Source organism: bacterium (genome assembly GCA_030654305.1).
In the GTDB taxonomy this organism is placed as follows: Bacteria; Krumholzibacteriota; Krumholzibacteriia; order LZORAL124-64-63; family LZORAL124-64-63; genus PNOJ01.
This window is the reverse complement of record JAURXS010000190.1, coordinates 1-6,974: the sequence shown is the minus strand read 5'-3', so window position 1 is coordinate 6,974 and position 6,974 is coordinate 1. Positions and strand designations below refer to the sequence as shown.

At 71.0% G+C, this 6,974-nt stretch carries 7 protein-coding genes; all 7 read right to left on the bottom strand.

Annotated features, from left to right (window positions below; translation table 11 throughout):
* A partial coding sequence (locus tag Q7W29_05070; GenBank protein MDO9171187.1) for an alkaline phosphatase occupies positions 1-327 on the bottom strand: 327 nt, incomplete at its 3' end.
* Between the two features lie 160 nt (positions 328-487).
* Positions 488-1,156: a choice-of-anchor E domain-containing protein gene (locus Q7W29_05065; protein ID MDO9171186.1), complete on the bottom strand. Its 669-nt coding sequence runs from the start codon at positions 1,154-1,156 to the stop codon at positions 488-490.
* A gap of 178 nt (positions 1,157-1,334) precedes the next feature.
* Positions 1,335-2,807 carry a B12-binding domain-containing radical SAM protein gene (locus tag Q7W29_05060; protein MDO9171185.1) on the bottom strand — a complete coding sequence of 491 codons (1,473 nt, stop codon included), beginning with the start codon at positions 2,805-2,807 and terminating at the stop codon, positions 1,335-1,337.
* Between the two features lie 80 nt (positions 2,808-2,887).
* Positions 2,888-4,057: an ABC transporter permease gene (locus Q7W29_05055; protein ID MDO9171184.1), complete on the bottom strand. Its 1,170-nt coding sequence runs from the start codon at positions 4,055-4,057 to the stop codon at positions 2,888-2,890.
* 5 nt (positions 4,058-4,062) lie between these two features.
* Positions 4,063-5,208, bottom strand: a complete 1,146-nt coding sequence (locus Q7W29_05050) for an ABC transporter permease (GenBank protein MDO9171183.1) — start codon at positions 5,206-5,208, stop codon at positions 4,063-4,065.
* Positions 5,205-5,918 carry an ABC transporter ATP-binding protein gene (locus tag Q7W29_05045; protein MDO9171182.1) on the bottom strand — a complete coding sequence of 238 codons (714 nt, stop codon included), beginning with the start codon at positions 5,916-5,918 and terminating at the stop codon, positions 5,205-5,207. Before Q7W29_05045 ends, Q7W29_05050 begins: the two co-directional genes overlap by 4 nt.
* Positions 5,919-5,927: 9 nt before the next feature.
* On the bottom strand, positions 5,928-6,974 hold a 1,047-nt coding region (locus Q7W29_05040), incomplete at its 5' end, for an efflux RND transporter periplasmic adaptor subunit (GenBank protein ID MDO9171181.1).

The window sequence follows — 6,974 nt, the reverse complement described above, 5'->3', positions numbered from 1 at the left end:
GGGATCGACCGCCAGGCGGCCGTTGACCGTCTTGACCCCGGTGGTCATGGCGGTGATCGCGGCGGCCGAATCGGTGGGGTCGCGGTCGCACCAGGCGGGGTCGCGCCACGTCTGCCCGGGATCGGAGGCCCCGCCGTCCGGCGGGGTGCACATGGCGAGTCGCACCGGCCAGCCGTCGTACACCTGCAGACCGGTCGGGTCCTGCTCGTGGAGCCGGGCGGCCTCGTAGTGCAGGAAGCCGGCGCCGTCGGCGATGAACAGCACGACGTTGCGCGGGGCGGCCGCGCCCGCGGCCAGGCAGAGCGAGAGGGCGAGATGCGTGAACACGGGGCTCCTGTCGCTGCCCGGACGTGACGATCGACGGTGAAGTGTCCGCAACAGGAAGATGCTCGATTTCGCCGCAACGTCCAGGATTCTCGTGGCCCGCCCGCCACAAAAAGGCCGCCGCCCGGCGGGGCGGCGGCCCTGACTCAGGCTCGGCCGGCGATCACCGGTACATGCTCTTGACGTTGCCCCAGGCGGTCTGCTCGGTGGGGACGCCGCACTCCATGTAGTTGTAGGTGACCGAGTAGCTGACGTAGGCCTGCATGCCGATCGACCAGCTGTTGGCGCCGTTCTGGTAGGACATGTCGAAAGCCGTGCAGGGGAGGTTGACCGTGCCGGCGCCCGTGAAGAGCGCCAGATCGAGGGCGCTCGCCAGGCAGACCGTGTTGCCCGCGGACACGTCCAGGCCGGAGTGGGTCACGCCGGAAGTGCCGGCGTAGTCCGCGACGCCGTCGAACGACGTGAGCGCATCCGAGAAGGACTGCGACGGCTGGAGCACCATCACCGGCGACAGGTCGGGCCGCCTGACCGTGACCTGGACCTGGTAGAAGCTCGTCACGGACGCGGGAAAGGTCTGGGTGTTCTCGTAGCTCAGGAACCCGGCCCCGTGCGCCGTCGCCTGCACGCAGACGGAGGTCAGGCACTGGCCGGGAAGATCGAACTGCGGCACGGACTGGACCGGGAACGTGTACTGGCTCATGCCGAGATAGGGAGACGGACCGTACGTGCCGCTGTGCGTGATGGAGGCGGCGCGGGCGCCGGCGCCGAAGATCGTCAGCGACAGGCACACGGCGACGGCGAGGCGGGAGGCGGTCGGTTTCAAACTGGTCATGACATCGATCCGTTCATTGAAGCCCACGGACGGGAAATGCACCTGATGTACCGGGCAAGGCGGCCGCATCTTGGAGGTTGCTCGGCGCATCGCGGTCACGCGGCGCAGAGAGCGGCAGGGTAGGCTAAATGAGGACTGATCGCCACCTGATTAGGGGCGCGGGGCGGGCGGGCGCCGGCTACAGCGCCTTCGCGACGATCCGGAAATGCCGTCCGGTGATGGCGAGGGTGACCGCCAGGCCGATGCGGTCGGGATGCTGCAGGAGCGTCGTGGTCAGGAACCGCCAGTACGCGCGGCGGCCCCGCTCGCGGATCCCCATCCACCACAACGACTTCGCGAGCGCCTGCAGGTCGCTCCGCGACAGGTGAGCGCGCGGCCCGCGGGCGCGGTGGTTGTCCAGCAGGATCCGGGCGCGCCGGTAGTAGGCGTTCGGCTCGTAGAGCCGCTGCATCAGCAGGCGGTAGTTCTCGATCAGGAACTCGCGGTCCAGCTTCGGCACGAAGTTGAAGGTCGCCTTGGTGTTGTCGCCGCCGCCGTCGTTCAGCAGACGCCCCTCGCCGGCCAGCCGCCGGTAGAGGCGGCTGCGCGGGATGGCCTGGAGCATCCCGACCATCGCGGTGACCACACCGGCGTTCTGGATGAACTCGAACTGCCGCTGGAAGATGTCGGTGCGGTCGCTGTCGAAGCCCACGATGAAGCCGCCCATCACTTCCAGGCCGGCGTGCTGGATGCGGCGCACGGCGGTCGGCAGGTCGCAGCGCAGGTTCTGCATCTTGTGGCACTCCTGCAGGCTCTCGGCGCTCGGCGTCTCGATGCCCAGGAACACCTTCTTGAAGCCGGCCTCGACCATCAGCTGCAGCAACTCGGGGTCTTCGGCCATGTTCACCGAGGCTTCGGTCAGGAACGTCATGCGCGCGCGCGTCGCGCGGCGCCAATCGATCATGGCGCGCAGCAGCTCTTTGCAGCGCTGCGGATTGCCCACGAAGTTGTCGTCGACCAGGAAGGTCTGGCCGCGCCAGCCGCGCTCGCGCAGCGCGTCCAGCTCGGCGAGGAAGCGGGCGGGCGTCTTGTAGCGCGGCTTGTGCCCGTTCAGCGCCACCACGTCGCAGAACTCGCAGTCGAAGGGGCAGCCGCGGCACGACTGCACCGACATCGTCGCGTACTCGCGCAGGTCGATCAGATCCCAGCGCGGCAGGGGCGTCAGCGACAGGTCGGGGTAGCGCGGCGCCTCGTACAGGGGCCGAACACGCCCCGCCTCCATGTCGGCGGCGAGCGCCGCCGCGGTCTCCTCGGCCTCGCCCACCACGACGTGGTCGACGCCGGGATTGTCGGCCGCTTCGGCGGTGAACAGCGGCCCGCCGCCGATCATCGGCTTGCCCGCCGCGCGGCAGGTCCGGATCACCTCGAGCAGCGAATCGCGCTGCGCCAGCATGGCGCTGACGAGCACGTAGTCCGCCCACTGCACGTCCGCGGCCGGCAGGGGCCGGCAGTTCAGATCGACGAGCCGCAGGTCCCACGTGCGCGGCAGCAACCCGGCGAGGGTCAGCAGGCCAAGGGGCGGGTTCGAGGCGCGCTTGCCGACGAAGGGCAGGGCGTTGCGGAAGCTCCAGAAGGTGTCCGGCGTGCGCGGTTCAACCAGCAGGACCCGCATGGGGGTCTCCGTTCGGCGGGGGCGGCGAAAACGATCCGCCTACATGATAATATCATTTCAACAAAGCGAAAGGACCCTCGTCAGCCTGCGCGCAACGCCTCGCTGACCGTGCGCCGGGCCGCGGCGCGGGCGGGGAAGTAGCCGCCGACGAGTCCGAGCACGACCGACGCCAGCAGGCCGATGGCCAGGATGCCGGGGGAGATGCGGAACTCGAAGGCGACCTCGCTGAACGAGGCCCAGTTGGTGGTGCCCGTCGAGACGCCGTGCACGGGCAGGGCCAGCAGGCAACCCAGCACGCCGCCGATCAGGCACAGCAGCACCGATTCGACCAGGAAGCTGGCCAGGATCGCCCGCGGCGGGAAACCCAGGGCCAGCAGCGTCGCGATCTCGCGGCTGCGCGAGCCGACCGCGGCGTACATCGTGTTCAGCGCGCCGAAGACGGCGCCGGCGGCCATCACCACCACCAGGAACAGGCCGAGGGCGCGGATCACGCCGGCCAGCTGCTGGGACTGGAGGCGGTAGTACTCCCGCTCGATCTGCGGCTCGGCGCGCACGCGGGGGTCGCCCTCCAGGCGGGCCAGCAGGTCGGCGAGACGGGCGGGATCGGTCAGGCGCAGGGTCAGCGAGGAATACTCGACCCGGTCGAAGGCCGGCAGGAAGGCTTCGCGGTCGCCCCAGATCTCGGAATCGAAACCGCTGCCGCCGGCGTCGAAGGTGCCCACCACGCGCCAGTCGCGGCCGCCCATGTGCAGCGTCTCCCCCAGCCCGCAGCCCTCGAAGCGCCGGTCCAGCTTGCGGCCGACCAGCACCTCGTCCATGCCGGGCCGCAGCATCCGGCCCTCGCGCAGCCGGATGTCGGGGCGCAGGGCGAACACCTGCGGGTCGACGCCGCGCACCGACACGTTCGAGGAGGCGCTCGGGTCGCCGCGCCGCACCAGGTTCACCAGCACGACCATCTCGGGCTGGGCCAGCGGCTCGCCGTCCGGCCCGCGGGCCACGGCCGGGTCGGCCGCGACGATGCGGGCGGACTCGCGCGAGAGGCTCGACATCATCTCGCTGGTGGCGCCGCCGCGCAGCACGATGGCGTTGTCCGCCCGGCCGGTCGCGACGAGGGTGGCGCTGAAGCCGTGGGCCAGCGCGAGGGTCAGCACGAGCACCGCCACGACCAGGGCGATGCCGCCGGCGGTCATCAGCGTCATGGTGCGGCGCACGACCAGGTTGCGCAGATTGTATTGCAGCGGCAGTCGCATCCTCGTCACCCCGTGTGCCGCAGTGCGTCGACGATGTGCAGGCGCGCCGCGTTCCAGGCCGGCGCCACGCCGCTGACCACGCCCAGGAAGAGCGCGATGCCGAGCGCCTGCGCCACGGTGCCGTCGGTGACCGTGAAGCTGGGGAAGAAGCCGCCCGCCGTGAAATCCGTGAGTCCGAAGACCAGCCGCGCGAGGCCGGCCCCGAGCAGGCCGCCCGCGAGGGTGATCAGCAGCGACTCCACCAGCACCAGGCCGACCACGGTGCGGTCGGCGAAGCCCAGGGCCTTCAGGACCGCGATCTCGCGCGTGCGCTCGCGGGCGGCCATCATCATCGTGTTCATCGAGACCAGGCCGATGGCGATGACGATGGCGGAGCCCAGCGCGTAGATCACCGCCTGGATGTTGCCGAGCATCGAGATGAAGCCCATCTGGAACGCCTTCTCGGTCTCGGTCTTGGTCTCCGCGGCGCTGTTGGCGAACGTGGCGTCGACGGTGCGGGCGACGTCGCCGGCGCGGGCGGGATCGTCGAGCTTCAGCACGAAGGCGCCCACCTGCCCGAAGTCGCCCATGCGCTGGTTCAGGTACTCCCCGTTGAACAGCAGCCAGTTGGTGTCCAGGTCCGGCGTCGCGGGGTACGCCACGCCGCAGACCGTGAAGTCCCAGACGCCTTCGAAAATCGTGCCGCGCAGGGTGATCCGGTCGCCGACCTCGAAACCGTACTTGCGCGCCAGCTTCTCCCCCACGATGCAGGCCGTGCGTTCGCGCCGGAAGACGTCCTTCTCCTCGGGCGTCAGGCGGTACTCGGGATACAGCTCCAGGTAGCGCTGCGGATCGACCGCGAACTGGGCGAAGAAGTTGCGTTCGTCGATGTAGATGCCGCCGAACCAGGTCATCCAGCTCGCGTCCTCGACGCCGGGGATCTGGGTCAGCCGGTCGCGGTAGGATACGGGCAGCATGAAGGTGAGCGAGGTCGAGCGGCGCGTGATCAGTCGGGCCGACGAGGCCGACTCGAGCGAGGCGGCCAGCGAGGTGATCACGGTGCGCAGCGTGCAGAACAGGAACAGCGAGATGAAGATCGACAGGACCGTCAGCGCCGTCCGCCGCTTGTTGCGCAGCGTGTTGCGCAGGATGTAGGGCAGGTATCTCGTCAAGGCTGCTCCCGCCGGACCGCCTCGACCAGGACGCCCTTGTCCAGGTGCAGCACGCGGTGGGCGCGTTCGGCGGCGCGCGGATCGTGGGTGACCATCACGACCGTCTTGCCGAACTCGCGGTTCAGGCGCCCGATCAGGTCGAGGATCTCGGCCGCCGAGGCGGCGTCGAGGTCGCCGGTGGGTTCGTCCGCCACCAGCAGCGAGGGGTCGCTGACGATCGCCCGCGCGATCGCCACGCGCTGCTCCTGGCCGCCCGAGAGCTGGCGCGGGAAGTGGTCGCTGCGGTCGTTCAGGCCGACGACCTCCAGGACGTCCAGCACGTGCTGCCGGCGCTCGCGGCGGCCCAGCGAGGTCAGCAGTAGCGGCAGCTCGACGTTCTGGAACGCGGTGAGCACCGGGATCAGGTTGTACGACTGGAAGATGAAGCCCACGTGCCGCGCGCGGAAGGCGGCCAGCGCGGCGTTGTCGAGCCCGCCGAGGTCCACCCCCGCCACCACGACGCGCCCGGCGGTCGGCGTGTCGATGCCGCTGACCAGGTTCAGGATGGTCGACTTGCCCGAGCCCGACGGCCCCATCAGGGCGAGGAACTCGCCGGCGGCCACGTCGAGGTCGAGCGACGCCAGCACCGGCACGGCGATCGTGTCGCGCCGGTAGGTCTTGCTCACCCCGCGCAGGGTGATGATCGGCCGGCCGGCGGCGAGGTTCTCCACGCAGCTCCTTTAGAGCGCGATGCGGACGCGCTGTCCCTGGCGCAGGCGCGCGGCGCCGCCGACGACGACCTGGTCGCCGTCCTCCAGGCCGGTGAGGATCTCCACGAGCTCGCCGCTGCGCTCCCCGACGGTGACCTCGGCGGCCGCCGCCTTGCCGTCCCGCACGACCCAGACCCGGCGCCCGCCCTCCTGCTCGCGCAGCGCCGCGGCCGGCACGCGCAGGACCTTCGGGACGGTCGTGATGAGATCGGTCGGGCGTCTCTCCAGGAAGGTCACCTTCGCGCCGAGGTCGGGGCGGACGCGCGCGTCCGCCACCACGAACCGCACGCGCACCGGGATGGTGGCCTTGTCGCGGTCGGCCGAGGGGTAGATGGAGCGGACCTCGCCGGGATAGTGGACTTCGGGGTAGGCGTCGAGCACGACGTCGCAGGGCATGCCCAGGACCACGCGCGCGATGTAGCTCTCGTTGACGTCCACGCCGACCTCGAGGGTGCCCAGGTCGGCGATGGTGACCACCGCGCCGGCGCGGGCGGTGTTGCTGGTCATGATCGGGCCGACGATCTCCCCGACTTCGGCGTCCTTGCGCAGCACTGCGCCGGCGAACGGGGCCGTGACGCGGGTCTTGTCCAGCTCCAGGCGCGCGGTCTGCAGCGCGGCGCGGGCCACGGCGACCTGGGCGCGGGCGGCGTTGACCTCCGCGACGGCGGTCAGGGCGACGGTGTCCGCGCTCTCGTCCTCCTCGGCGCCGATCGCGCCGGCCGCCCGCAGGTCGGCCCGCCGTGCGGCGCGGCGCCGGGCATCGACCTCGACGGCCTCGGCCTGCGCCTGGCGGGCCCGGGCGAGCGCGAGGTCCGCTTCGGCGCGAGCGACCGCGGCGAGCTGGTCCTCGTCCAGCAGGCGCGCCACGACCTGGCCGGCCGACACGGTATCGCCCTCCTCGACCATGACTTCGGCGAGGCGGCCCGTCGCGCGCGCCGCCACCGACGCCTGGTGGCGGGCTTCGACGTAGCCGTTGGTCGTCAGCACGACCCCGCCCTGCTCGGCCGGCCCGCCGCC